This is a genomic window from Cellvibrio sp. PSBB023 (genome assembly GCF_002007605.1).
Taxonomy (GTDB): Bacteria; Pseudomonadota; Gammaproteobacteria; order Pseudomonadales; family Cellvibrionaceae; genus Cellvibrio.
On the sequence record NZ_CP019799.1, the window covers coordinates 1,668,587 to 1,692,728 of the forward strand.

21 protein-coding genes and 1 tRNA gene are annotated in these 24,142 nt (G+C 49.1%); 2 read left to right on the top strand and 20 right to left on the bottom strand.

Annotated elements, in window-relative coordinates; all coding sequences use genetic code 11:
* Positions 1 to 17 precede the first annotated feature (17 nt).
* From rimM to B0D95_RS07475, 3 genes are all read right to left on the bottom strand, one after another.
* The gene (gene rimM / locus B0D95_RS07465) at positions 18 to 557 is read right to left on the bottom strand and encodes a ribosome maturation factor RimM (RefSeq protein WP_078043316.1); all 540 of its coding nucleotides are present in this window, start codon (positions 555 to 557) and stop codon (positions 18 to 20) included.
* A 48-nt stretch (positions 558 to 605) separates the two neighbouring features.
* A complete protein-coding gene (rpsP, locus tag B0D95_RS07470; protein ID WP_007642190.1) occupies positions 606 to 854 on the bottom strand; it encodes a 30S ribosomal protein S16 in 249 nt (82 codons plus the stop codon).
* Between the two features lie 192 nt (positions 855 to 1,046).
* Positions 1,047 to 2,954 carry a beta-ketoacyl synthase gene (locus B0D95_RS07475; protein WP_078043317.1) on the bottom strand — a complete coding sequence of 636 codons (1,908 nt, stop codon included), beginning with the start codon at positions 2,952 to 2,954 and terminating at the stop codon, positions 1,047 to 1,049.
* 135 nt (positions 2,955 to 3,089) lie between these two features.
* Here B0D95_RS07475 and B0D95_RS07480 point away from each other — a divergent pair, with 135 nt between their 5' ends.
* Complete coding sequence (locus tag B0D95_RS07480; protein ID WP_078043318.1) at positions 3,090 to 4,094, top strand: GlxA family transcriptional regulator; 1,005 nt, start codon at positions 3,090 to 3,092, stop codon at positions 4,092 to 4,094.
* 63 nt (positions 4,095 to 4,157) lie between these two features.
* Here B0D95_RS07480 and B0D95_RS07485 read toward each other — a convergent pair whose 3' ends face one another.
* Together B0D95_RS07485 and B0D95_RS07490 are read right to left on the bottom strand one after the other, a co-directional pair.
* Positions 4,158 to 4,652: an Hsp20 family protein gene (locus tag B0D95_RS07485; protein WP_078043319.1), complete on the bottom strand. Its 495-nt coding sequence runs from the start codon at positions 4,650 to 4,652 to the stop codon at positions 4,158 to 4,160.
* Between the two features lie 137 nt (positions 4,653 to 4,789).
* Positions 4,790 to 5,713 (bottom strand): TIGR01777 family oxidoreductase, encoded by a 924-nt coding sequence (locus B0D95_RS07490; RefSeq protein ID WP_078043320.1) that lies wholly within the window; start codon positions 5,711 to 5,713, stop codon positions 4,790 to 4,792.
* Between the two features lie 273 nt (positions 5,714 to 5,986).
* Here B0D95_RS07490 and B0D95_RS07495 point away from each other — a divergent pair, with 273 nt between their 5' ends.
* Positions 5,987 to 6,298 carry an HPF/RaiA family ribosome-associated protein gene (locus B0D95_RS07495; protein ID WP_078043321.1) on the top strand — a complete coding sequence of 104 codons (312 nt, stop codon included), beginning with the start codon at positions 5,987 to 5,989 and terminating at the stop codon, positions 6,296 to 6,298.
* Positions 6,299 to 6,376: 78 nt separating this feature from the next.
* On the opposite strand, the gene B0D95_RS07500 is transcribed toward B0D95_RS07495, so the two are convergent.
* From B0D95_RS07500 to B0D95_RS20795, 15 genes are all read right to left on the bottom strand, one after another.
* The gene (locus B0D95_RS07500; RefSeq protein WP_078043322.1) at positions 6,377 to 7,126 is read right to left on the bottom strand and encodes a SapC family protein; all 750 of its coding nucleotides are present in this window, start codon (positions 7,124 to 7,126) and stop codon (positions 6,377 to 6,379) included.
* Positions 7,127 to 7,292: 166 nt separating this feature from the next.
* Positions 7,293 to 7,369, bottom strand: a tRNA-Pro gene (locus tag B0D95_RS07505).
* Between the two features lie 175 nt (positions 7,370 to 7,544).
* Positions 7,545 to 7,904, bottom strand: a complete 360-nt coding sequence (locus B0D95_RS07510) for a MerR family transcriptional regulator (RefSeq protein WP_078043323.1) — start codon at positions 7,902 to 7,904, stop codon at positions 7,545 to 7,547.
* A complete protein-coding gene (ihfA, locus tag B0D95_RS07515; protein WP_007642205.1) occupies positions 7,885 to 8,193 on the bottom strand; it encodes an integration host factor subunit alpha in 309 nt (102 codons plus the stop codon). Before ihfA ends, B0D95_RS07510 begins: the two co-directional genes overlap by 20 nt.
* 12 nt (positions 8,194 to 8,205) lie before the next feature.
* Positions 8,206 to 10,575 carry a phenylalanine--tRNA ligase subunit beta gene (gene pheT / locus B0D95_RS07520; RefSeq protein WP_078043324.1) on the bottom strand — a complete coding sequence of 790 codons (2,370 nt, stop codon included), beginning with the start codon at positions 10,573 to 10,575 and terminating at the stop codon, positions 8,206 to 8,208.
* Between the two features lie 111 nt (positions 10,576 to 10,686).
* On the bottom strand, positions 10,687 to 11,700 hold the full coding sequence (pheS, locus tag B0D95_RS07525) for a phenylalanine--tRNA ligase subunit alpha (protein WP_078043325.1): 1,014 nt from the start codon (positions 11,698 to 11,700) through the stop codon (positions 10,687 to 10,689).
* 204 nt (positions 11,701 to 11,904) lie between these two features.
* Positions 11,905 to 12,264: a 50S ribosomal protein L20 gene (rplT, locus tag B0D95_RS07530; protein WP_039913342.1), complete on the bottom strand. Its 360-nt coding sequence runs from the start codon at positions 12,262 to 12,264 to the stop codon at positions 11,905 to 11,907.
* 34 nt (positions 12,265 to 12,298) lie between these two features.
* The gene (gene rpmI, locus B0D95_RS07535; RefSeq protein ID WP_007642209.1) at positions 12,299 to 12,496 is read right to left on the bottom strand and encodes a 50S ribosomal protein L35; all 198 of its coding nucleotides are present in this window, start codon (positions 12,494 to 12,496) and stop codon (positions 12,299 to 12,301) included.
* A 61-nt stretch (positions 12,497 to 12,557) separates the two neighbouring features.
* Positions 12,558 to 13,106, bottom strand: a complete 549-nt coding sequence (gene infC / locus B0D95_RS07540) for a translation initiation factor IF-3 (protein ID WP_078043326.1) — start codon at positions 13,104 to 13,106, stop codon at positions 12,558 to 12,560.
* Between the two features lie 73 nt (positions 13,107 to 13,179).
* Positions 13,180 to 15,105 carry a threonine--tRNA ligase gene (gene thrS / locus B0D95_RS07545; RefSeq protein ID WP_078043327.1) on the bottom strand — a complete coding sequence of 642 codons (1,926 nt, stop codon included), beginning with the start codon at positions 15,103 to 15,105 and terminating at the stop codon, positions 13,180 to 13,182.
* Between the two features lie 219 nt (positions 15,106 to 15,324).
* Positions 15,325 to 17,730 carry a sulfite reductase flavoprotein subunit alpha gene (locus tag B0D95_RS07550; RefSeq protein ID WP_168172418.1) on the bottom strand — a complete coding sequence of 802 codons (2,406 nt, stop codon included), beginning with the start codon at positions 17,728 to 17,730 and terminating at the stop codon, positions 15,325 to 15,327.
* A gap of 57 nt (positions 17,731 to 17,787) precedes the next feature.
* Positions 17,788 to 19,194 (bottom strand): efflux transporter outer membrane subunit, encoded by a 1,407-nt coding sequence (locus B0D95_RS07555; RefSeq protein ID WP_246841749.1) that lies wholly within the window; start codon positions 19,192 to 19,194, stop codon positions 17,788 to 17,790.
* Positions 19,195 to 19,197: 3 nt separating this feature from the next.
* Complete coding sequence (locus tag B0D95_RS07560) at positions 19,198 to 21,141, bottom strand: MacB family efflux pump subunit (RefSeq protein ID WP_078043329.1); 1,944 nt, start codon at positions 21,139 to 21,141, stop codon at positions 19,198 to 19,200.
* The gene (locus B0D95_RS07565; protein ID WP_078043330.1) at positions 21,141 to 22,436 is read right to left on the bottom strand and encodes an efflux RND transporter periplasmic adaptor subunit; all 1,296 of its coding nucleotides are present in this window, start codon (positions 22,434 to 22,436) and stop codon (positions 21,141 to 21,143) included. Before B0D95_RS07565 ends, B0D95_RS07560 begins: the two co-directional genes overlap by 1 nt.
* A 176-nt stretch (positions 22,437 to 22,612) precedes the next feature.
* On the bottom strand, positions 22,613 to 24,112 hold the full coding sequence (locus B0D95_RS20795; protein WP_149867880.1) for a sulfite reductase subunit alpha: 1,500 nt from the start codon (positions 24,110 to 24,112) through the stop codon (positions 22,613 to 22,615).
* Positions 24,113 to 24,142: the final 30 nt, after the last annotated feature.

The window sequence follows — 24,142 nt, forward strand, 5'->3', positions numbered from 1 at the left end:
CCAGCCAACTGAAAACCTTAAAACTCAGGATCCCAATCAACCAACATTTCGCCTGTATCCAGATCAACAGACAGAACAAACTGCTCGGGCACGTAGGGTATCAGGCGCTCACGCTTATCAATACTTTCAGCATCAGCAGCTACCACCAGAACATCATTGGCACCTGTCTCCATTATCTTGGAAATAGCACCAAGACGCTGACGCTTGCCATCAAATTGAGTAAATACCACTAAACCTTCTAACTGGCTCCAGTAATATTCACCATCATCCAGCTCTGGCAACAAATTGCGCTCTATGGCGATATCAGCAGCAGTATATTGCAGTGCCAAATCGCGATCATCCACGCCGACAATATGAGCAACAAAGGCATCACCATGTGGTCGAGCGTCATCAATCTCGATTTTTTTAACCCCATGCTTGGTTTTTAAAAACCATGGATGGTATTCAAACAAATTTTCTTGTGGTTCGGTGTAAGAGTGGACTTTCACCCAGCCCTTAACACCATAAACAGCGGTAATTCGCCCGACATTCACTAAATTGGATGATTCCACAGACATCAGGCGCCTTTACTGTTCAAAATGCACATTTTAAAAAGTGCGCGGCAATTAAGCCGCTTTTTTGCTTTCTTTAACCAGTTGTTCAGCGCGCTCAGAGAACTGTGCACCTTGACCAACCCAGTATTGCAGACGGTCTGCATCGATGCGCAGGCGCTCTTCTTGACCACGGGCAACCGGGTTGAAGAAACCAATACGCTCAATGAAGCGGCCATTACGGGCGCTACGGCTGTTGGTTACGGTCAGATGATAAAAAGGGCGCTTTTTAGAGCCACCACGTGACAGACGAATAGTTACCATTGAGGTCTTCTTCCTGTGTTTACTGGTAAGGGAAAGGCAAGCTTTCCGGTTAAAAATCGTTAGTCGCACAATAAGCTATGCGAAAGGCGCGGCATTTTAAGGGAAAGCGATTGGTTTGTATAGGGTAATAAAGCAATCACGGGAATTGACCACCCCATTAGCTATGGGGTGACAACAAATTAACCACTAGATCTAGCCAAACATGTCCGCAAAGCGGTTCCCAAAATCCAAATCAATTGCTTGGGCAAACCCGGGCAAGTTCACATGATTTTGATCTACAGTGATGAGCGACTCATCAATCAGCCCTTCTCCAAAATGGTAGATGGTCGCAAAATCACCTTTCAGGGCAGCCGCATCATAGGCGGTCGCACTATTGCGCACCTTGGCACGCTTGGCCTGATACAAGGCAAACGCCTCCTGCCCATAACGACAGGCCAGCATTGAATCAACCACATGCGGGGCGAACACACTGGCAGTAGCATTATTACCACCAAAGCCCTTGGAATTAAGGAAAGCCACATCAATCGGCTCCTTACGCACCACATCAACAGTCGAAATAGCGAGACGATCAGCAAACACATCATCCGCTACTTTATCGATAGTCTTGATACCAGGAACAATACCGTATTTAAAAACCCCCAAACTGGCGATTAACTGCTCACCACTGGCGGCAGACAAAGAGTGCCCAACATAGGCTTTTACCGCCGCAACCGGCCACTCGGTGATACCAAACACTTGCGCAATTTGATCAAAAATCTGCGATTCAGTAACACGGTTTTGCGGCGTACTTGACCCGTGCGCCTGCACCAGTGAGCGCTTTTGCACAGCCTCATCGCCCAGAATAGCGCGCGCCGATGCAACTGCTTTTGCCATAGTGATGTAATTACCTGGGCCGGGAGCCGAAATAGACTTTTTAAAACCATCGGCATTGATAAACACATCACCTACGGCACCATGCACATCCGCGCCCAACTCTATCACTAAAGCATCATCCATCAGGACGATGTATTGGCTCGCCTCCGCCATAGTAAAACCAGCATTTTCACCAAATGGGCGACTGGTACGACGAGGGTCTGCCTCATCGACGCCATCAAGCTTTTTCAGCTTATCTTCACTCGCTAACGCCCCCATGGTGGCATAGCCATCAATAATCTCCGCCACAATCGGCGCTTCGGCACAACCAACCAGCGCAACGCGACATTTACCAGATGCAATGTCATCCGCTGCAGCCTGCAAATTATAAAGAAAAGAGGCGCAAGCACCGGTTATAGCCCCCGTCTGCCCCACACTTCCAAGAATGTAGGCATTCACGAAATCAGCCGGCATAGTGTTCAACCCCAGCGGACACTGCTTGGCACTAACACGGCTTCCCTTCAAGCGCGACTGCAGCAAACCGCCAAAGCCGTTTTCATCCATCTGACTCATGACATTACTGGCATAAACACCAACCTGATCAGGCTTAACCGAGTCGATAATCACCTGCCACTCCAAACCGGTTGACTGCAATGCATCCGATGCACCGATAACCGCCAACTGCAGCGCGCGAGGGTGATAATGGGAGTTGTACAACGCACCAGGATTAAACCCGCGCGGCAACTGGCCTGCCGATTTCACTGGCAAATCGCGGTAGCTATCAAATTTGACGCTTAAACCTGAGGGGGACACAACGCGCACACGATCAGTATCAATCTCTTCAACCTGCCAGTCCGCCGGCACAGGCTCAGGCAAATCACGCCGGCGCATCTCGACCACCAGTGGCGTATCACCTGCACCCAAGGTCGCCGACTTCTGCCAATGCGCCGCATCAACATCAAAAAATGTCTTGTCGATACGACGAATCAAGGTTCCATCCAGAATCTCTGCGCCAAAACGCATTTCTATATCAGCCAGACTTAGAGCCTCCCCGCTGTGATCGCAATAGTTGCCATCAACAACGCCGATCAACCCCATCATCACCGCCAAGCCTGCCAGGGTCTCCTGGCGCTCCTGAGCACCAAGACTCTCTATCACCAGACGACGATAGGCGTGATGCCCCGAACTGCGACCCGCAGCATTAAATCCACCAAACCCCACGATAATCGGTAGGCGCGCAAGAGACATACAAGCTCCAATATCAACAACCAATAAATTGACAAGAAGTGTATGACCATCCTCTCCCAACAACACCTTTTGATTTAGTCATTTTTACTGTTAAATTAGCCATTACTATTCGAGCTGGCCAGTGTGACACTCTCTATGAGCAAACTCCCCCCTATAAAAATTCATTTTTTATTGTGTGAGCACATGCTTGCTACCAGCAGCACCCTCCCCATGGAGATGCTACTGGCCGCAGAAAGCGCAGTACAAACCATGCAGCCCCCCGAACAACAGCGGGACATCGAAATCCGCACCCTTGCCATCACCAGTGAACCGGTACTGGCGCGCACGGGAATGCGCTGGCAACCTGACCAAATTATCGATCAGGTTGCGCAAAGTGATCTGATTTACATCCCCGGCCTATGGCGCAACCCACGCCCGATTATCAAAAAAAGTGCATCGCTCATAACATGGCTACAACAACAACATCAAAATGGCGCAATCATCAGTGCCGTAGGAACAGGCTGCTGTTTTCTCGCCGAAGCCGGACTACTCGACGGCAAAGCAGCCACCACCCACTGGCACTATTTTGATCAATTCCAAAAAGATTACCCGCTAGTTCACCTTAAACGACAATACTTTATTACCCAGGCTGGCAGCCTTTACTGCGCAGCAAGCGTTAACTCCCTTGCGGATTTGACGGTTCATTTTATTCAGCGTTTTTTTGGTAAAGAAATTGCGAGCCACGTCGAGCGGCACTTCTCACACGAAATCAGAAAGTCTTATGAGAGCAGTGGCTTTTTTGAATCAACCAAAAATCCGCATCCGGACGAACAAATCACCCAGATCCAAATTTGGCTAGAGGACAACTACTACCGCGAGATATTATTTCCACAGGTGTGTGAGCGTTTTGGCATGAGCGTACGCACACTCAATCGTCGCTTTAAAAATGCACTGGGACAAACACCACTTGAATACCTTCAAGATATTCGTATTAACACCGCCAAAGATTTATTAAAAACCAGCAACTTATCGATTGCAGAAATAGCGGACAAAGTTGGCTACCAAGACACCAATTATTTCACCACACTATTTAAAAAGCATCTAGCAACGACACCCAACGCCTATCGCGAAACCGTACGCGCAAAATTATTTCGCACATAAAAAAACCTGCCATCATTTGATGACAGGTTTTTAATTTCAGGCAGAGTTTATATCAAAGCTGTATCAAGCAGCATCAACACTCGCGGCAACTGACGCAGAAGAACCTGCCTGCACAACAGTCAACTTCTCCGCCGTTTGCACACCGATTGGAATAGTACGGGGCTTCATAGACTCAGGGATAATGCGCTGCAAATCTATGTGTAAAAGTCCATTTTCATAGTGCGCTGATTGCACCTGCACATGATCAGCCAACTGGAAACGGCGCTCAAAACTGCGCGCAGCAATTCCCTGATGTAAATAAGTACGCTGCTGCTCTTCACCTGCCTTATTGGCAGACACGGTCAGATTATTTTGATTAACCTCAATGGTTAATTCGGATTGATCAAAACCGGCAACAGCCATGGTAATTCGGTATTTATCTTCTCCCGTCAACTCAATATTATAGGGAGGATAGCTTGGCTGATTTTGCTCAGCACGAGAAAGATTATCCAGCAGGTTAGCCATGCGATCAAAACCAATTGCCGAACGATAAAGCGGAGTGAAATCAAAATTACGCATATCAAATATCCTCAAATGAGCAATACATAAGTGGCGGCTTATCTACCGATCAAGCCATTTCAACTGTGTGATCCTCTAATGAGCCATCACACATCTGAAATAAGGATACGCAAATATTTTTCAAGGGAACTAATACATTATTTTTCAAATATTTTATTCAATGCGCCCTGCAACCGGGGATACTCAAATGAAAACCCCTCCCCTTCAGCCCTTACCGGCAATACTCGCTGACTGGACAACAACAGCGCATCAGCCATCTCACCAAATAAGAGACGCAACACAAAGGCTGGCATTGGCAGAAATGCCGGGCGACCTAACTGTGCAGCCAATAAAGCAGTAAAATCACGATTAGTTACCGGTTCAGGTGCGACACCATTAAACACACCAATCGCCTTATCATTCTGCAGCAAGAAAATAAACAATTGCACCAAATCCTGACGAACAATCCACGACATATACTGCTCACCAGAACCCATTCGCCCACCCAAGCCAAACCTGAATGCCGGCAGCATTTGCTTTAAAGCGCCACCATTACTATCCAGAACTATACCAATACGAACAATGCAGACACGAACAGAATGAGCTGCAAACTGTTGCGCAGCCGACTCCCAATCACGGCACAAATGCGCCGCAAAATCATCACCAACTGGCGCCCCCTCATCCAGCAAAGCAGAACCTGCATCGCCATAAACACCGATAGCGCTGGCACTAATCAGCACCTGAGGAAAAAGCCGCTGTGATGAGAAAAAGCCATACAATTCATGTGTAAAGTCCACCCTGCTCTGCCTGAACAACCGCTTTGACTGCTCATTCCAACGCCCGGCCCCCAACGACTCACCCACCAAATTAATCACCGCAAAAAATGCTATACCCACAAGATCACTGAGGCACCGCACTACATGCACTTGCTTGTTCAATCGCAGCATGGCGCGAGCTGGATCGCGGCTTAACACCCAAACCTCATACCCCATATGAACCAACTTATGGCTCAATGCACTACCAATAAAACCACTGCCGCCGGTTATCAATACTCGTTCTTTAGCGGAACTATCACTTGCCATAGTAGCCTCCCATAACCGCATGCATTATTTAGCGTTTAAGCTATTGATTTTCTTTACTCTGGGCAAGGTAAAAACGATCACACCCAATCGCAGCAAAACACTATATGGCTGCTAAGATCACAAAGTGCTAAACCAGAGATCAAAATGTTATTAATAAAACGAAGAAGAAAACTTGATATTTATACGAGGATGATCAATATAAGAAGAGAGGGTTGATGAAGTTTGCATGCCAAACACTCCCCCCTCCCAACATAAACGTTAAGGAGCTTTACGATGAAACCTGCTGTCGACGTTGTATATCGTGATTTGGATTCTTCTGCCGCACTCAACGACATCATTACCAAGAAACTCGAAAAACTCAGCCGCTACACCGACCAAATAGTCCACAGCCGCGTCGTACTCGATGCCCCCCATCAACACAAACACAAAGGCAAACAATACCGCGCCTCTATCGAACTGGATATAAAAGGTCACCCTGTAGCCATCACACAAGACGATGAATCCATTCATGTTGCCGTTCGCGATGCATTCTCCAGCGCCGAGCGTAAAGTAAAACAACTCGCAGCACGCCACCGGAACCGCTAAAGAACCGAATACCCGACTGGAAATAAAAAAGGCCGGAATCAATTAAGATTCCGGCCCTTGTATCAGACTACAACTTAATTATTTGGCAGCTTCAAGCTGAGCAGACTTTTTGCTAATCAATACATTCAAGTTGGATAGAGATTGGATATGACTATAGATCAACTCCAGGCCATCTTTCTTGAACAGATCCAACGCGTCCGCATCACTGAGCGCTTTTAACTTCTCGCGCTTAACCACATAGAATCCCATCAGGTTCATATTGGCATCTTCACGCCCTTTAAAAGTAATATTTGCCTGCATAGGTTCAAGCAAATCAAGCTCATGCAAACGCTTGCAGAACACCTTGGTCATTTCAGCACGGTATTGATAATCCTTCAGGAATTCGACAACTTCCTTCAGGTGCGCACTTTGCTCACCATTTTCTTCAAACAACTTACGCCCTTTACTGCCATCTTTAATTACGGTGGCACTGTCAGCGTCGATGCAAAGCGCCATAGTGTCAGCCGCTTTATCACCACCCAACACAAATGGATAGCGACGAATGAATGCAGGAATATAGCGTGTAGTAAATTGATTCTTTTCGTTCAAAATCAGGTTTTCACCCTCTTTCAACCCCATAATCGCCAGAGGGATGTATTCGCCTTCATTGGCTGTTGCCGAGAAAACAATTGGGAATTCTGCTGAAGCAAAGGGAATCTCTGTTGCCAACACTGGCACTGAAATCATGTGAGTTACAAAAGAATAATCTTCAACCAACACCGACCAGTTACGATGAATTTCAGATGACAGTGGTTGAATATTGTCATAAATCATTAATTGCTTTGCCACGAGAATACCTCTATTTATTTTCTATGCGGGGTTAGTGATACACAAAATAAAGGCGCATGGTAGCACTTTGACAAAAGACTGCCACTAGAATTGACAAGAAGGAAAGGAGAGAAAATCTTCGGGCAATAAAAAAGCCGCTTGTTAGCGGCTTTTTTATAAAACTAATTGGTCGGAACGGCGGGATTTGAACCCACGACCCCTACACCCCCAGTATAGTGCGCTACCTGACTGCGCTACGCTCCGACATCTTTCAAACGACAGCCGATTAACACCTGCTTTCGCGAAGGATCGGCATAATACCTTAATTTATTGTTAATGCAATCAGAGTTTTGATAATTCGTTTTATTAAAAACTCCAGGTAATTCGTTATTACCCATCAGTTATACAAACTGATCAATTCCCCAACAGTTCATTAAGGTTATTTAACTTTTAACAAGTCTAACAAATGTTCAAGATCATCAATCATACGTACAACCAACTGATTAAGCTGGCTGGAGTCAGACGAATTTGAGTCATTCGACATCTGCAAACGCGCGCCACCAATAGTAAAGCCTTGGTCATAAAGAAGGCTGCGAATCTGGCGGATAGTCAGAACATCCTGACGCTGATAGTAGCGACGATTACCTCGACGCTTGACTGGATTCAATTGTGGGAACTCCTGCTCCCAGTAACGCAATACGTGCGGTTTTACTGCACAAAGCTCACTGACTTCACCAATAGTGAAATAACGTTTGCCGGGTATTACGGGAAGTTCGTCGTTATGACTCGGTTCCAACATAAGCTTCTACTCGTGCCTTAAGTTTTTGTCCTGGACGAAAAGTAACCACTCGACGGGCGCTGATGGGAATCTCTTCACCAGTCTTGGGGTTTCGACCAGGACGCTGGCTTTTATCGCGCAACTCAAAGTTGCCAAAGCCAGAAAGTTTGACCTGCTCATTATTTTCCAAAGCGTGGCGAATCTCTTCAAAGAAGAGCTCCACCAACTCTTTGGCCTCACGTTTATTGAGTCCGAGATCTTCATAAAGTTTCTCGGCCAAATCTGCTTTGGTCAGAGCACCGTCCGACATAGTTATTATTCCCTATCTGAGGGTGGCTGAAAAATTAGCCCCCAGATACTGAACAATCGAGTCAATGGAGGCGTTGATCTCATCTTCATTAAGAGTGCGTGAAGGATGCTGAAAGGTCAACCCCATTGCAACACTTTTTCTATGTGGATCAATACCTTTGCCGATATATACGTCAAAAACCTTTAAGTCGATGAGATGCTCACCCGCTTGGGATTTAACCGCATTCACCAAGCTGTCCGCCGCCAAATCGCGGTCAACCAGTACCGCCAGGTCACGGCGAACTTCAGGGAACTTTGACAAACTTGTAAAGGCGGGGATGCGGGCCTTAAGTAGTGCACTCAACCGAATTTCAAATACATAAACTGACTGGGGAATATCCAATTGTTGCTGCAAGCTTGGATGAAGCGCCCCCACGACACCCTGCCACTCACCATCGCGGTAAATAGCGGCGGTTTGACCGGGATGCAGTGCTGAATGGCTTTCAGCCTTGAACGAGAAGGATGACTCATCACCAGTCAATGCCAATAAGGACTCTACATCGCCCTTAATATCAAAGAAATCGACAAACTCAGCCCCATTGGCCCAAGCTTCCGGAGCCCTACTGCCATAGATCAAACCGGCTAACATGGCTTCTTGTGCCAGGCCATCTGCTGAGGGGACAAAACGCAAGCCAGACTCGAACAAGCGCACGCGGTTTTGCTGGCGATTAAGGTTGTTGCGCAAGACGCTGACCAAGCCAGGCATCAAACTGGTACGCATTGCTGCCATATCTGCACTGATCGGATTGCGTAGCACAACTGGCGCCACTTCCGGATCAAACAACGCCGAGAGTTTTGGCTCGATAAAGCTATAGGTAATCGCCTCTTGGTATCCACGGGCAACCAATTGGTTACGCAGTGCAGGCAAACCCATTTTTGCTTCAGGGTGTGGCTCTATGTCCAAAGGTGCTGCAAGGCTTCTTGTAGGCAAACGGTTGTAGCCATACACGCGGGCCAGCTCTTCTAACAAGTCTGCTTCGATGGAAATATCAAAGCGGTAACTTGGAACCACAAACACCCACCCTTCAGCGTTTTGCGACAACAGGGAAAGCCCCAGGCGCGCAAGGATATCAACGACCTCGTCATCAGTCATTTCCAAACTCAGGCCGCTAAGGATACGAGCCTTGCGCAAGCTGACTTGGCGCTCTTGTGGCAAGTGCTCATTGGCGACATGCACTACCGGCCCAACTTCACCACCGACAATCTCCAACAACAATGCTGTTGCACGCTCAATCGCATCGAGTTGCAAGCTGTAATCCACGCCGCGCTCAAAGCGATGTGATGAATCGGTATGCAAACCATAGGAACGGGCGCGGCCCGCAATTGCTAGCGGATTGAAGAACGCACTTTCCAGGAAGATGTCACGTGTTGTTTCACCTACCGCACTTTCCTTACCACCCATAATGCCCGCAACTGCCAAGGCTTTTTGCTGATCGGCGATAACCATGGTGTCGTCATTGAGTTTGATTTCCTGTCCATCCAATAACTGGATAGATTCACCCTGCTGCGCCAAACGCACATGAATTGCGCCACTGAGCTTGGATAAATCAAATGCATGCATTGGCTGCCCTAGCTCGAGCAACACGTAATTAGTCACATCCACCACTGCATCAATACTGCGCAACCCCGAACGGACTAACTTATCTTGCAACCACGCAGGGCTTGGACGTGTGATATCAATATTGCGAATCACACGACCCACATAGCGACTACACGCGTCTCCCGCTTCAAGATGAACGGGGAAACTGTCAGCAATAGATGCCGCCACTGCAGGAATTGCAGGCGCAACGACAGGCGCACGATTCAATACACCCACCTCACGCGCAATGCCTTTGACACTTAAGCAATCGCTGCGATTGGGGGTCAAATCCACTTCGATCAGCTTGTCATCAAGATTGAGGTACTCGCGCAGATTCGTCCCTACCGGTGCATCAGCAGGCAGCTCCCATACACCGGAATCATCATCACCGGCTTTTAATTCCGTTTGCCCGCACAACATGCCAAAAGATTCAACACCGCGCAGCTTGGCTTTCTTGATATCAAACTCAGGCAGTTTTGCCCCTATAGTCGCAAACGGGATTTTGATTCCAACACGCGCATTGGGCGCCCCACAAACCACTTGCGATAAACCTTCAAGGCCAGCTACCTGACACACACGCAACTTATCGGCATCAGGATGTTGTTCACAGCCGACAATCTCACCCACGATCACGCCGGTAAAATCGCCTGCGACAGACTCCACTGCGTCTACTTCCAGCCCCGCCATGGTCAACTGGGCAACTAATTCATCGGTATCTATGGCTGGATTAACCCACTCACGCAACCAGGATTCACTGATTTTCATATTTCATCTATTCCGTAGGTTGGACTGTTATGCCCAACAATCACCGTTGTTTTACCGCATTCACTAATCGGCAGGATGCTCGTGTGGGCATAACTGCCCAACCTATATAAGCTAAAACTGTTTTAAGAAACGCAGGTCATTCTCGAAGAACAAACGCAGATCATTCACACCATAACGCAGCATCGCCAAACGCTCCACGCCCATACCAAAGGCAAAACCGGTGTAGGTTTCCGGGTCAACCCCACTGGATTTGAATACCTCAGGGTGAACCATGCCGCAACCACCGACTTCCAACCAACCGGTGTTTTTGCACATGCGACAGCCTTTACCGCGGCATTGCGTGCATTGAATATCCATCTCGGCAGAGGGTTCAGTAAATGGGAAATAAGAGGGACGGAAACGCACAGGGACATCAGCCTCAAAGAACGCTTTCAGGAATTGATCCATGGTGCCCTTGAGATCAGCGAAGCTGATATTTTTGTCAACCACCAACCCTTCGACCTGATGGAACATGGGTGAGTGGGTTACATCAGAATCACAGCGATAAACGCGGCCAGGGCAGATTACCCGAATAGGTGGCTTTTTGTTTTCCATAGTACGCACCTGCACCGGCGAGGTGTGGGTACGCAGTACATGGGTATCATCCACGTAGAAAGTATCGTGCATCGCCCGGGCGGGGTGATGGGAGGGAATATTGAGCGCTTCAAAGTTGTGGTAGTCGTCCTCAATCTCCGGGCCGACTTCAACGCTGTAACCCACAGCGGAAAAAATTTCTTCGATGCGTTGTAATGTACGGGTGACCGGATGCAAACCACCGGTATGCTGACCGCGACCAGGCAAGGTCACATCGATAACTTCATTGGCAAGCTTTGCATCAATCGCTGCTTGCTCCAGTAATTGCTTGCACCGATTTAAGGCTTCTTGTACCGCATCTTTGGCTTTATTAATTTCAGCCCCCGCCGCTGGCCGCTCTTCTGGCGACAACTTGCCAAGGGTTTTCATCAGCGATGTGATACTGCCATTTTTACCCAGATAATCCACACGCACAGAATCCAGTGCAGCAAGATCCTGAGCATCATTAACGGCTTTGAGCGCTTCTTGGGTAAGCGCAGCGAGATTTTCCATCTGCTTTTCCAATTTGAATAGGTCACGAATGAGTCGAACAGGTTATGTTTCGGGCGCTTGCTTTCGCCTCAGGAAAACCGCACCTGCACATCCATGCACTGCGGCATACCATTCATCTTGAACATAAAAAAAGGGAGGAACCAAAGCTCCTCCCCTTTTCATCGCGTTCACACAAACCCTTGCGGGTTTGAGGTTGTTGGACGATTAAGCAGCCAGAGCTGATTTAGCCTTCGCAACAACAGCAGCAAATGCCGCTTTGTCGTATACAGCCAAGTCAGCCAGTACACGACGGTCGAGAACGATGCTCGCCTTTTTCAAGCCAGCAATCAATTGGCTGTAGGTCAAGCCTTCAGCGCGAGATTGGGCGTTGATACGAGTGATCCACAGAGCGCGGAAATTACGCTTTTTAACGCGACGATCGCGGTAAGCATATTGACCGGCTTTGATAACTGCCTGCTTGGCAACACGGAAAGTACGCGAACGTGCACCGTAGTAACCTTTAGCAGCTTTTAATACTTTCTTGTGACGACGACGCGCCTCTACACCACGCTTAACACGGGCCATATTTCAATCCTCTCAAAATTCTGAATAAGCGCTATTAGATAGCACGGAACAAACGTTTTACGCGTGGTACATCGGCTGCATCAACGATGCTGGTGCCGCGCAGTTGGCGCTTACGCTTGGTCGTCATTTTGGTCAGGATGTGGCTCTTGTTAGCGTGCTTGAACTTGAAGCCCGCGCCAGTCTTTTTGAAGCGCTTTGACGCGCCACTGTGTACTTTAGCTTTGGTTGCCATGTGATAGAACTCCACACATATAGGTAAATAATATAAATAATCAAGGCAGCTAAAAGCCCGACTATTTTCTCTTTTTGGGGGCGATCACCATGGTGAGCTGCTTACCTTCCATTTTGGCAGCCTGCTCTACGGTGCCCATTTCAGCCAGATCGGTCTCGATGCGCTGCATCATTTCCATCCCCAGCTCTTGGTGGGCGAGTTCGCGACCACGGAACTTCAACGTTACCTTGGCCTTGTCCCCATGCTCAAGGAAGCGCATCAAAGCCTTTAATTTGACTTGATAATCCGCTTCCTCCGTCCCTGGGCGAAATTTCATTTCCTTCACCAGCTGCTGCTTTTGCTTCTTTTTAGCAGCGGCTTTGGTTTTCTTGATTTCAAACAGATGCTTGCCGTAATCCATAATCTTGCAGACTATTGGATCGCTATCAGCAACGATCTCCACCAAGTCAAGCGTTGCCGCCTGCGCTTGAGCAAGTGCATCACTCAGGCTAACAATACCGACCTGTTCACCTTCTGCATTGATCAAGCGAACTTGTTTGGCTTCGATCTGATCGTTGATCCGCGCTTTCTTAGAATTGCCTTTGGCCGCGGGAGCGTTATCTCGTTTGATAGTTGTATCTCCAATAAATTAATAGAAACAAATCTTTTTCACTTTATGCGTGTCGGTAACCAGAATCTCTGTTTTAGGCAGAAATATTTCTGCCTCGACGCGCTATATCGGCGGTCAAGTGCGCGATGAAAGCTTCCAGATTCATTACACCCAAATCTTGTCCGTCCCTTGTGCGAACCGCAAGTGATTGATTTTCAACCTCTTTATCGCCAATGACGAGCAGGTAGGGTACCCGCTGAATTGTGTGCTCGCGGATTTTAAAGCCGATCTTCTCATTTCTCAAGTCCGGAATGACGCGGAAGCCCTTTTCACGCAAGGCTTTTTCGATCATTTTGACGTAATCGGCCTGATTATCCGTAATATTCATCACCGCCACTTGCGCCGGGGCAAGCCAGGTTGGGAAAGAACCTTCATAGTGCTCGATCAAAATACCGAGGAAGCGCTCGAAGGAACCGAGAATAGCACGATGCAGCATCACCGGACGCTTACGCTGGTTATCTTCGGCGACATATTCGGCATCCAGACGCTCGGGCAACACATAATCGAGCTGGATGGTGCCGCACTGCCATGAACGGCCAAGTGCATCTTTAATTTGGTATTCGATTTTCGGACCGTAGAACGCACCTTCGCCTGGAAGCTCTTCCCACTCCAGACCTGCAGCCCGCAGGGCAATACGTAGCCCCTCTTCCGCCTTATTCCAGGTTTCCAAGGTACCAGCATATTTCTCAGGGCGGAGAGAGAGTTTTACGGCGATATCAGTAAAACCAAAATCGTCATAAATCGACTTGAGCATTTGGTTGAAAGCAGCAACCTCAGCGACGACTTGCTCTTCGGTACAGAAAATATGTGCATCGTCTTGCACAAACCCGCGCACACGCATAATGCCGTGCAGTGCACCGGACGCTTCATTGCGGTGACAAGAGCCGAATTCCGCCAGACGCAGCGGCAAGTCTTTGTGCGAGCGCAAACCGTGATTGAAAATCTGGATATGGCCTGGGCAGTTCATCGGTTTCACGGCGAAATCGCGCTTTTCCGATTCAGTGGTAAACATATTGTCGCGATAGTTTTCCCAGTGACCGGATTTCTCCCACAGGGTGCGATCCATAATCATGGGGGTTTTTACTTCCTGATAGCCCCAATCATTTTGTTTGGTTCGCATGTATTGTTCGATTTGCTGCCACAGCGTCCAACCCTTGGGGTGCCAGAACACCATGCCCGGCGCTTCATCTTGCAGGTGGAATAAATCAAATTTCTTCGCCAGTTTGCGGTGATCTCGTTTAGCCGCCTCTTCGAGCAAATTCAAATAGGCTTTTAACTGCTTGGCATCGGCAAAGGCAGTGCCGTAGATGCGCTGCAACATTTTATTGTTGGAGTCACCGCGCCAGTAGGCGCCGGAAGTGCGCATCAATTTAAAGTTCAGACAGAAGCGCATGTTGGGCACGTGAGGGCCACGACACATGTCCACGTATTCTTCGTGGTGATATAGACCCGGCGTTGCATCTTTAGGCACGTCGCGATCCAGGATCTCCAACTTGTAAGTCTCGCCGCGCGCGGTGAATACGTCATAGGCTTCTTGCCAGCTGACGTTCTTTTTCACTACGTCATATTCGGTTTTGGCCAGTTCCAGCATGCGTGCTTCCAAGCGAGCGATATCCTCGTCGGTCAGCTTTTGCTCAAGGTCGATGTCGTAATAAAAGCCATTGTCGATGGTGGGGCCAATGGCCATTTTCACATCGGGAAAGAGCTGTTTAATCGCATGACCGAGCAAGTGCGCACAGGAGTGACGAATAATTTCCAGACCGTCTTCGTCTTTCGGAGTGAAGATCACCAGATCTGCATCTTCTGTGATCAGGTCATGGGCATCGACGCGCTGACCGTTCACACGACCGCCCAGTGTCGCCTTGGCAAGGCCAGCACCAATAGAAGCAGCCACTTCATAAACAGAGACGGGATTTTCGAAAGGACGTTTGGAACCGTCGGGGAGAGTAATTACAGGCATTGGTTATCCTTTTCAGTGGTGACCCCTACGAAAGGTCACATGATAGTGATGATGGGCAATGGTAAATCGCCGGCGAACCGCTTAACAGCTCGGATACTGCTAATAACGGAAGGGCGCGAGTATATGCGAGAGAAACTGTAGCTGCCAGTGTAAAAACAAACGTACTTACAACAGCAAGCCAATAACCAGTAATAGCCTGCTGCCGTTTTTTGGGGTTAATCAATACACATCGCGCTTATAGCGGTTGGTATCGATCAGTTGTTGCAGTTCATGTTCGCCCAGAATATCCAACAGCGCCTGATGCACACCCGCTCCCATCGCCATGCCACCACAGACATAAATAACGGCACCGCGATCCAGCCACTCACCCAACTGCTGCTGTCGGGTTTTCAGTAGATCCTGCACATAGCCTTCGCCATCACGCGAGTAGACCTCATCCAATTCATTGAGGAAACCTGACTGACGCCATGCATCCAATTCTTGCGCAAACAAGCGATCGCAATGGCGTTGGCGCTCGCCAAAGATCAACCAATTACCCGTTTGGTCTTTGAGATAGCGCTGATGCAAATGCGCGCGCAAACCGGCAATGCCCGTACCGGCACCGATCAAAATGCAGGGAGCCTGCAACCCTGCAGATGACTGCTCTGGCGCATGGAACGACGGGTTATTACGAATACGCGCACGCACCCGTTGTTGCTCGGTGGCGAATGCTGTCAGCCATCCAGAGCCCAACCCCAATTGGCCCTGCTCGTTAAAGGCCTGACGCACCACCAAATCCACTACGCCATCGGTAGGCAATGAGGCGATGGAATATTCACGATGCGGCAACGCCGGATCGTTATGTGGCTGTATTTCCAGAATATCGCCCGCCTGCCAGGGCGTATTACCCGGCCGCGCGGGTTGCAGACTAACGCGATAGATAGGCGCCCCCAAACTGCCTTCATTGAGGAGCTGACGGGATTGCAATGTCCAGTCTTCATATTCCGGTGCAGCCCAAGCCGTCACACTTGCCACACCACTTAAATAAGCAATCTGTTGCTGCCACTGCTGGATTGCCTGAACATCGCCATTGTTCACATTGATTCGCTCAAACAAGGGTTGCGCACCATTGGCCAGAAGCCATCGCTCCACCGCCGCCGCAAAGGCGCAGTAATCCGCATAACGTCTATCACCCAACCCCAAGATGGCAAATTGCAATGAAGCCAACGGCAGCGTGGTTTTAAGTAACTTGCGGGCAAAACCGCGCGCGGCATCCGGCGCTTCACCCTCACCAAAAGTGGACAACAAAAATAAAATCGTGGGCGCGGTGGTGAGTGCATCCTTATCCAGGGTGGCGATATTTTTCACGCTCGCCTTAAGGCCGCCGGATTGCAAAATCGTGGCAGTATTCCATGCCAATTGCTCGGCGGTACCCGTCTGGCTGCCATAGACCACCCAGTAATCTGCATCCGTATGCACACTCGCCACAGCCGCTGCCGATTGCCTGTTTTGTTTTTTCTTCTTGCGACGATCGAAATACAGCAAAAAGCCGGTGATCGTAAATAAGGGCATCAGCAGCGATGCAATCATATTGATAACAATACCCGGTGTACCAAACCATTCACCGGTATGTAATTCATACAAGCCCTGAAAAATACGTTTTCCCAAGGGTTCTATGGGTTTGTAGGGTTCATCAGCAACCACTTCGCCCGTATGTGCATAAATACTCATGACACTGCGCTGACGATCATTGGTTGCATCTGGCGTTACATAATTCACCACCACTGGTTCTTTGGGTGAACGTGGCTGGCTGATACTGGCAAATTTGAAATTGCCATCAGCCTTGCTGACAAAAATCGCCCACGCTTGATCCAGAGATACAGCAGGCATGCCACCGCCATCAGGGCGCCCGCCCGGCCCACCGCCAAAACCGCCGGGACCACGACGCTCTTGCATAGGCTCGCCAGTCAGTATTTGTGACAACCCATTTTTATACCAGGCGTAAGACCAGGACAAACCGGTTAACGCCAGGAGTAAATATACGGCCAGCACCCAGGTACCAATTACTGAATGCAATGCCCAATAAAAATTGCGGCCTTTTAAACTGAAATCGATACGAAACCAATTACGCCAATTCAGTGGGCGACGAGGCCAGCGTAAATACAACCCGGAGAGCGCAAAAAATACCAACGCCAATGCACAAAAACCGGTTATTTGACGGCCGATATTTATCCCATCCTGTTCAAAGGGAATTAATAACCAGCGATGCAACGAGCGCACTGTGCGAAAAAATTGTTCACCGTGGATTTTTCCCAAGGGTTCGCCGCTGTAAGGGTTTACATAAATGGCATCGCCACGGCGCTCACCTACGGGCGGCGCAATACGAATTAACGCACTGCGATCCGCTTCAGGCCAAAGGGTAATTTGCTCAACCCGCGTATCCGGGCGATGAACACTAAAACGCTCAATAATTGCATCCGGGGTTAATCGCTCACCGCTGACCTGAACTCGCACAATGTCCGGGCTAATCTGTTCCATGATTGCCCGTTCAAAACTCATCAACGCACCAGTAACACCAACAACCGCCAGCACAATGCCTGCGGTAATCCCCAGAAACCAGTGAATCTGGAATAGACCGTTTCTCACATTAACTCCCCAAGTCACCCTATAAGTAGATCAATTTTATTTTAAAAAAATAGTGTATTAGTTTTTTGCCAACGACCAGCCACCGCCGAGGGATTTATAGAGATCCACAGCCGCATTCAAGCGCGACAGCCGCTGCTGTACCAGCGCATCCTGTGCTTGAAACAAACTGCGCTGGGCATCTAGCAACGACAGCAAATCATCCGTACCCGCGCGATAACGCGCCTCTGTTAAACGCAAACTACGCTCCGCATTAATCACAATTTCTTGCTGGCTAATTTCCTGCCGGGTACTCACATCTGCCGACGCCAAAGCGTTATCTACCTCTTGCAATGCCGTTAAAATCGCTTTGTGGTATTGCAAAATTAATTCCGCGCGACGCGCTTCGCTCAAGCGTTTTTGATTGACCAAACGCCCGCCATTAAACAGGGTTTGCGCCAGCGATATAGTCCAGCCCGAAGTTTGTGTTGCCGGATTCAATGCGAACAACTCGCTTGCCGTTTTTCCTGCATTCGCGCTCAAACCGATAGAGGGTAATAACGCAGCGCGGGCGGCTTGAATATTCGCATTCGCCGCGATCAAATCGGCTTCACGTGCGGCCAAATCCGGGCGACGGGCAACCAGGTCAGCCGGTGTTCCGGGGGCAATTTGCGGCACAGTGATGGCGAGCAAGTTATCGGCAGCCAATACAAATTCTTGCGGCGTTTTCCCTAACAGAATAGCGAGTGCCGACTGTGTTTGGCGAGCTTGCAATTCAAGCGGTAACAGCGCGGCACGCTGGGTTAATAAATTGGTTTTTTGCTGGGCAACATCAGCCGCAGTAGCGGCGCCATTGCGAAAACGCGCATCAACAATAGCCTGGACACGCTCGGCAATGGCTATATTTTTGTGTGCCGTGGTAATGCGCTCTTGCAGTGCCAACCACTGAAACCAACCACTGGCGATAGCGGCATTAATGCTGAGCATAGCCGCATCCTGATCGTAGCGTGTCGCTTCATAACCAGCCTTGGCAGACGCGCGACTTGCGGCCACTCCACCCCACAAATCCAACTCATAACTAATGCCAACACTGGCGCGCGATGACTCACCGCGCTCACTGCCCTGCCCGTCAACCCTGGTGCGGGATTCACCAGAAGATGCACTTGCCGTCAGGGATGGAAACAAACTCGCATTGGCAATGCGCATTTGCAATTCAGCCTGACGCACACGCTCTGCCGATATTAATAAATCCAGACTTTGTTGCTGCGCGAGCTGCATTAATTCATTGAGCCTTGGGGATGAAAATGCCTGCCACCAATCAGCATCAATCTGTGTCGCCGTTCCATGGGTAGAGACAGAATAACGCTCTGCATAGTGAATATCCGGCGAAGCTGGCGGCGTACTACTGCAAGCAGCCAAGATGACGACCACAGATATTAATGTCATTTTTTTACTAAACTGTTGCATATTTTTGCTAAGCAGTTGCATAGGTTACTCCGTAGCCAAGGCGGTAACTGGATCAAGACGGGCCGCTTTACGCGCAGGCAAATAACCAAACAGCAAACCGGTTAAAAATGCACAACTAAATGCCATCACGATAGGCGACAACGAATAAGCAACTGTGGTCCCTAAATAACCAACCAACATTGCCACACCCAGGCCTAAGGCCACACCCAACACACCACCCAGGGCCGACACCACCAATGCCTCAATTAAAAATTGCTGCATAATATGGCGAGTACGTGCGCCGGTTGCCATGCGAATACCAATTTCGCGGGTGCGTTCAGTCACGCTGACCAACATAATATTCATTACCCCAATACCACCCACCAGCAGTGAAATGGCGGCAATAGAGCCCAGCAAAATCGTCATGGTATTTTGTGTTTCAGAAACCATATCAATCAGCGACGACATACTGCGAATTTGAAAATCCTCCGTGCCATGCCGCTCCATTAGCAAGGCATGAACACGGGTTTGTACAGCGGCCATATTTTTTTCGTCATCCACAGAAATAGTAATGTTGCGCAAATAGCGCTGACCAACAACACGTAAACTGCCAGTTTTAAACGGCACAAATACTTTATCGTCCTGGTCCTGGCCGCCGGGGTCAGCGCCGCGCTCGCTCATCACGCCAATCACTTGGAACAACACATTATTGATAATAATAAATTCACCAACTGGATCTTGTTGGGCAAACAATTTAGTGGCGACGGTTTTGCCCAGAACAACAACTGTTGCGTAATTTTTATCGTCTTCTTCACTGAAAAAAGTGCCCTGTGCAACATCCCACTTACGAGCGGTGGGGAATTGTGCAGCAGTGGCATTCACTTCTGTGGTGTGATCAACATTGCCGTAGCGCAAGGTGAATTGACCATTTAATTCCGGCAGTGCAGCAGCAATATTTGGCAGCGTGGCAATAGCATCCACATCCTCCGGTACTAGCGTGACTGAATCCCAGCGAAAGCGCTGTGTGGGGCCACCAGGCCGCACCAGCAGTAAATTACTGCCCATTGCACTGATACTTTCCACTACCGATTTTTTAGCGCCATCGCCAATTGCCATGAGAGTGATGACCGATGCAACACCAATAACTATGCCGAGCAGGGTTAATACTGTGCGGAACACATTGCTATGCAAAGAGCGAAACGCCGTTTTGGTCGCCTCAAACAATTCGCTGCGAACAGTGGATTCACCACGCAATGCCGATTTCTCAGGTAAGGGCTGTACGGGAATGCGAGGCCCAGCATCAGCAATAATTTCGCCATCGCGAATTTCAATTAAGCGCTGGGCGTGATGAGCGACCTCGGCATCGTGGGTAATTAAAATAATGGTATGCCCCTGTGCCGACAATTCTTTGAGCAGGCGCATCACTTCTTTACCGCTGTGGCTATCCAGCGCACCGGTGGGCTCATCGGCCAAAATAATCTGACCGCCATTCATCAGTGCGCGCGCAATGGATACGCGCTGCTGTTGGCCACCGGATAATTGATTGGGGCGATGGTGCAACCGCTCTTGCAAGCCCAAGCTGGACAGTAGTTCTGTAGCCCGTGCATGGCGCAACTCAGGCGACAAACCGGAATAAGTTGCCGGCATTTCCACGTTTTCACTGGCAGTTGCACCGGCCAACAAATTGTAACTTTGAAATACAAAACCAAAGGCTTCGCGTCGCAATTGGGCAAGGTCATCGGTGCCCAATTCGTTGATATTTTTCCCATTGAAAAAATAATCGCCACTGGTAGCGCGATCCAAGCAGCCGAGGATATTCATGAGCGTTGATTTGCCCGAGCCCGATTGCCCCATGATCGCAACAAATTCGCCGGGGTAAATTTCCAGATCTATACCGTGCAACACTTGCGTTTCAATTTCACCATTGCGAAACGTTTTGGTGACGCCGGATAATTTGATCAGCGGTTGAATAGCACTAAGCTCGCTCATTAACGTCTACCCATTCCCATACCAGGGCCACCCATGCCCATACCTGCTGCCGCTTTTGTTTGGGTAGGACGGGAACTGCCGCTAATAACGAGCTCACCTTCGGCAAGCCCTTCAATAATTTGCGCCTGTACACGATTGGTAACACCAACCAAGACTTTACGTTCCTCAATGCGGCCATCGGCTTTCATGACTTTTACCATACCGGGACGAGCGGATTTATTTGCTCCTGCTGGTATTGTTTTATCTATTGATGTTTTATCGCGTGGAGGAAACTCACCGCGCGGTGCATTGGCTGGTGGTCGCTCACCGCGAGCTGGCGCGAAACTGAGAGCGGACATGGGCACTAACAACACATCTTTTGCCTGGGACTCGATAAAAAATACCTGTGTACTCATCTGTGTCATCAGCAACCGGTTTTCATTGGGAACATCAAAGAGTGCGTTGTACAACACAACATTGTTAAGAATTTCCGGCGTAGGTTGAATGCGATCTAACTTGCTGTACCAGCGACGCCCTTGGCTGCCGAGGGTGGTGAAATACACCGCCATGTCTTTGCGCAATTTTCCAATATCCGCTTCCGATACTTGCGTCTGCACCGTCATGGTGGAGAGATCGGAAATGCGCATAATGGTAGGCGCCATTTGATTGGTGTTCAGGGTTTGGCCCTGGCGCGATGTGATAGACACAACTGTGCCATCTATAGGTGCATAAATTTTGGCGTAGTTAAGGTTGGCGGCTTCCACACGCAAGGTGGACTCGGTTTGTTCAATTTGTGCTTGCAGCGCTTTTAACTGCGCACGCGCCGATTTCAAATTGGCTTCGGCGGTTTGCAGGGATTCATTCGTTGTTGCATCTTCCTTGAACAGATTTTTTTCACGTTCATATTTTATGTTTGCCAAAGTTAGCTGGGCTTCGCGATCCAGCAATTGCGCTTGCTGGGTGCGCAGGGATGCTCGTGTTGCGTCAACCCGCGCGGCATAGACGGTTGCATCAATTTCAGCCAACAGATCGCCCGCTTTCACTTCCGACCCTATGTCAACGTGCAGTTTTTCCAGCTGACCGGACACCTGGGCACCCACATCCACATAATCCTGTGGCTGTAATGTGCCGGTTGCCGTGACAAGGTTTTCTATATCACCTCGCACCACAGCTTCCGTGGTGTAAATAACAGCATCGCTATCGGTTGCCCAGACGCTGCGCCAAAGCCCAATCAACACCAGCAGCACAATTACCACTGCTGAAATAATGCCACGAGTGGAGCCCAATATATTTTTAATCGATAAAGACATAGCCATGAAAAATAGCATCCGTTAACGGGAAAACAGGAACTTTCCAGATAGAAAAAATCAATCGGGAGTATAACCCGCCAAGGGCTAGCCAAACATGGTGCGTTCAGGTTTTAACACTTGTTTCACAATGATCAAGCGCCATGGAGTGCGCCATATGAATAGCGATAATCACACTGGTGAAATTAATACACATCGCGGCAATAACGTTGCTGATCTGCCAACAGCTCCAATTGTTCAGCACCGAGAATAGCGACCAATGCCTCATCAACCGCTTGTGCCATTCCCTGCAAACTGCCGCACACAAAAATAGCAGAGCCAGCAGCAACCCAAGCACGAATATCATCGGCATTGGGCATTAGTAAGTCCTGCACATAGCCACGCTGCCCGTCGCCAGCATCGCGTGAAAATATTTTATTAACCTGGGTGAGCAAACCGGTTTCTTGCCAATGCTGGATATCGGCATTAAAAAAATTGTCTGCAAGATAATGGCGCTCACCAAAAAATAACCAATGCTTGCCTGTTGCTCGCGCGGGGTTTGCTAAATGTGAACGCAACCCGGCAATACCCGTCCCATTACCGATAAGGATGAGCGGGTGTTGCGCAGCCGGTGAATGAAAATGGGGATTGCTACGCACACGCAACCGAATAAGCGATTGCAATGGCGCATGTGCGGTTAACCAACCGGAACCTATACCTAATTCATTATTGGCGAGTTGCACCTGGCGCACGACCAAATCCAAAGTTCCCTCTTGCGGTGCAGACGCGATGGAATATTCGCGATGACCTAAATCAGCCAACTCAGAGAGCAAGGCGTCGTCAGATAACTGCCTTAGGTGCGCGAGCTGCGCCTCATTCACATCAAGGTCTTTTTCACTCAGGGATTCTCGCGGCAAATGGCGATTAAGTTGCTGTAAAAAGACATCAATGCGGTCCATAGAATTACAGGGGCCAACTTCCACAATATCGCCTGCTTGCCAGGTTTGATTATTAATAGCCTGGACCGCAGGTTTTAACTGCAAGTGATACGCAGGTGCCCCCGGGCTTGCGAGATTCAGGCAATGACGTGCGACCAACAACCAATCGCTGTACGCCGGTTTGCTCCAATCCGCAAAATGACTAGAGCCCGCAAGCTTGCCTAAATAATATTGCCAATGCCGAAGTGCACTTTCGTCGAGTTTATCCACCGCAATCATATCGGCAATCGCCTGAGCGCCACGGTGATGCAAACCATGATGCAACTGTTGTGCAAAACCGCAAAAATGTGTGTAGTGTGAATCGCCCAAACCGAGAATTAAATAGGTAAGAGACTGGAGCGAGCCTTCGCCCAAGCGATTCAATCTACGCGGAATAAAACGATTGGCGTTATCAGGGGCTTCGCCCTCGCCATAGGTGCTGGCAACAATAAGCAGATGTGTTGCCGATAATAATTGTGTATCTGTAAGCTGATTCAGCGGAAGGGTGATTACCGCCTTACCGGCTTGCTGTAATTGCAATGCACTTTGCTCGGCAATCCGTCTTGCGTTACCGGTTTGACTTGCATAGGCAATCACAATATCACCGGCCGGATTGCTTGCGTTATTCGATGCAATAATACTCGGCTGCTTGCGCTGGTAATGGCGCCAGCAGAGCCAACAAAATAGTAAATAGGAAAGTATTAGCAGGCTCGCGACAAGGTAGCGCACAACAATCAACTCATGTATGAAAACATTTTG